1 protein-coding gene and 1 pseudogene are annotated in these 3387 nt (G+C 63.5%); both read left to right on the forward strand.

Features of this window, described 5'->3' with window-relative positions; translation table 11 throughout:
- Positions 1-436 (forward strand): annotated as a pseudogene (locus ABZ260_RS43295) (hypothetical protein); the annotation flags it as partial.
- 485 nt (positions 437-921) lie between these two features.
- Complete coding sequence (locus ABZ260_RS43300) at positions 922-2520, forward strand: hypothetical protein (RefSeq protein ID WP_355629563.1); 1599 nt, start codon at positions 922-924, stop codon at positions 2518-2520.
- Positions 2521-3387 lie beyond the last annotated feature (867 nt).

A 3387-nucleotide genomic window follows, 5' to 3' on the forward strand; every position in this document is an offset into this window, starting at 1 on the left:
GGGTGACAACGTCGGTGGCCAGGGCTTCACCTGGAACCAGAAGACCGGAAAGCCCGTCTACGTCTTCGGCTACCCCGCCGCCCCGCACCCCGACGGCGACAGGCCCTACAGCGGCGTGACCCCCAAGTACCTGTACGGCAAGACGTCGGGCAAGGAGTACGTCTCCGCGGCGGAGAAGGTCGAGGAGCACGTCGGCCTCAAGGGCGCCTTCACCCCCGGCGCCGACGGCGGCCCGTGGCTGACGCAGTACAGCAGCGCCAGGCGGCTCGGCTACGTCAACGGTGTCACCAGCCTCTTCGGCGACCAGGACCAGAACGACCGCTACGACCTGATCACCTCGCCGTACTTCGACGGTGAGACCGCCGAGATCTACCGCAAGGCCGCCAACGTGTGGTCCGGCAGGATCGTCGGCCCGAACGGCGAGCTCTACAAGTAGCTCGCACACCTTCGAAGTTCCTGAACCACCAGCGGGACCCGGCGCTACGCGCCGGGTCCCGCACCCGTTTCCGGGGCGGGAAGGGCCCGGTTCAGGGGACTGGAAGCCGGGCCGCGAGGTGGCGCGAAAGCCGGATCGGACCTTGAGGGGGGCGTTAGACGTGCCCGCGACGGAATCGGTGCCATCAACTTGATGTGATCTACATCACATAGGCATGGTTGCTCACGGTAAGCGGACACTCACGCCACATCCGCCACTTTCATCCCAACATCATGTCTAGCTGCGCAAACACCTTGAGCAAGTTTTGGTTACAGCGTCGACAGCAGAGCCACTTAAACATCACGAAATGGTCTCGACACTCCAGACCCGCCTCTTCCCTCGCAAAGCGGCTTCCGGTGTTCAAGATCGGCGCTGTATGTTTCTGGCATTCCCTTTACTGACGCATGGGACGCAAGAAGCGTTCCACATCAGACCAAGGAGTTCCCTTGAAGCGCATCCTCCTCCCCGCCGGTGGCGCCATTCTGGCCACCGGTCTGCTGGCCGCTGGTCTGGCCGGCACCGCCAACGCTGCTCCGGACTGGGCCTACGACACCATGGCCAAGGACGCCCCCTCGGCGCTCGCGGTCGCGAAGTTCTGGATCGGCGCCAACGAGCACACCAACAACCTGGCCAAGGCGACTCCCTACACCTGGGAGACCAAGGCCACGGCGAAGCTGAACGCCAGCGGCGGCTACACCCCCGACGGCAAGCCCGGTGTTGTTGCCCCGATCGGCGAAGAGAAGAAGACCGCCGCCAAGGTCAAGAACATCAACCTGCCCAAGACCATCGGCAAGGTGTTCTTCGTCGACTCCGAGAACAACCTGAAGTGGTGCTCGGCCACCTCGATCCAGGGCAAGTACCGCAACCTGGTCGCGACCGCCGGTCACTGCGTCTACGACGACAGCAAGAACGCCAGCGTCATGGACAACTGGGTCTTCGTCCCCGGCTACTACCAGGGCAAGACCCCGTACGGCATCTACGTCGGTAAGACCGCCTTCACCCACTACGACTACTCCGTCTACAACGACCGCGACCGCGACTACGCGTTCGTGACCGTCTACAACGGTGTGCAGATCGGTGGCGGCAAGGCCACCCAGGTGACCGGCAAGGAGTACGCCGCTCACACGGGTGCCAAGTTCATCGACGAGAAGACCATCACCGCTGACGAGTACACCGCCGGCTCGCAGAAGTACGGCCAGGACGGCCCGTTCAAGTCCAAGGCTGTCGACCCCAAGGTCGAGACGGTTGCCAAGCCGGCCGAGGTCAACTCGCTCGAGACCGTGAAGCCGTACCTGACCGGCGATGGCAAGGACGGCGTCAAGCTCGTCGGCGCCGAAGTCGTCAAGTCCGTGTACGACGCCGCGCCCGACAGCTACGAGAACAACTCGAAGTTCCTTGGCCTGAGCAAGGTCATCGACATCAGCCTCGAGGAGTACAAGCAGCTCCAGGCTGACAAGGCCGAGGGCAAGTTCCTCGGCGAGCTGCTTGAGGTCAAGAAGGAAGGCCAGGTCACTGGCTGGACCAAGCAGCAGTTCTTCGTGAAGAAGTGGGTCAAGTCGACCGCTCAGACCAAGTACTGGGTCGAGACCTACTTCATCGTCGACGGCTTCATCAAGGACGTCGGCCGCCTGGGCGACAACGTCGGTGGCCAGGGCTTCACCTGGAACCAGAAGCCGCAGCAGACGGTGTTCGTGTTCGGCTACCCGGCCGACGCGCACCCCGACGGCAACAAGGCCTACACCGGCGTTACGCCGAAGTGGACCTACGGCAAGACCTCCGGCAAGACCTACGTGTCGGCCGCTCACAAGGTCGAGGAGCACATCGGCCTGAAGAGCTCCTTCACCCCCGGCGCCGACGGTGGCCCCTGGCTCGCCAAGTACAGCAACGCCAAGCGTCTCGGCTACGTCAACGGTGTCACCAGCCTCTTCGGTGACCAGGACAACAACGGCCGCTACGACCTGATCACCTCGCCGTACTTCGACGGTGAGACCCAGACGGTCTACAGCAAGGCCGCCAACGTGTGGTCCGGCTCGATCTACAAGTAGTAGTAGCTGCTTGAGATCACCCGAGCCTGAGCGTCCAAACCTCAAGGCTCACCTGTTCCACCAGCTTCACCCGAAGGGGTCCGGCACCAGCCGGGCCCCTTCGGCCATTCCCACCGGGGTCGTGGAAGCGACCACCGGCTTCACATAGATACCGAAGGGCCCGGCACATGCCGGGCCCTTCGACGTTGTGCCGCCGCCGCGGATCGGGGAGCTCGGCAACCGGCCGATGAGGATCCGCCCCTCGGCCCGGCTGTCCGTTTCGGCAAGGAGCTCGGCGACGCCGGATGCCGGAGATCCCACGAGCGCCCAACACATCCCGCGATCGCCTGGCGTAGCCCGTGAACCGTGGGCCGCCTCACCCGCGCGACGCCACGTGAGCCGCCAGAAGGGATCGAGCCTCCCGCAGGGGATCTTTCCCCCACCCCGGCGCCAGGAGCCCGGCAGCAAAAGGATCAAGCCTCGGAGAGAGGCTCTCGCACGTTCCCGGCATCCGCCCCGCGTGCCGCTCGGCCCACCGGACCCCCGTATCCCGGATCGCCGGCCCTTTAGACGTGTCTCTCCCGGAATCGGTGCCATCAACTTGATGTGATCTGAGTCACATTCAGCCGGTAACCAAGCGTGCCGGCCCACTCACGCCACATCGGCCACTTTCGCAACAACCCCATGTTTATCTGCGTAAACATGGCGCTCAACCCCCAACCCCGACAACAGCTTCAAGGGTCTCTAAACATCACAAAACAGCATCGACGCGATCAAGGAACTCTTTGATCCCCAAAGCGGCTTCCGGTGTTCAAGATCGGCGCTGTATGTTTCTGGCATTCCCTTTACTGACGCATGGGACGCAAGAAGCGTTCCACATCAGACCAA

The organism is Streptosporangium sp. NPDC006013 (assembly GCF_040614275.1).
Classification (GTDB): domain Bacteria; phylum Actinomycetota; class Actinomycetes; order Streptosporangiales; family Streptosporangiaceae; genus Streptosporangium.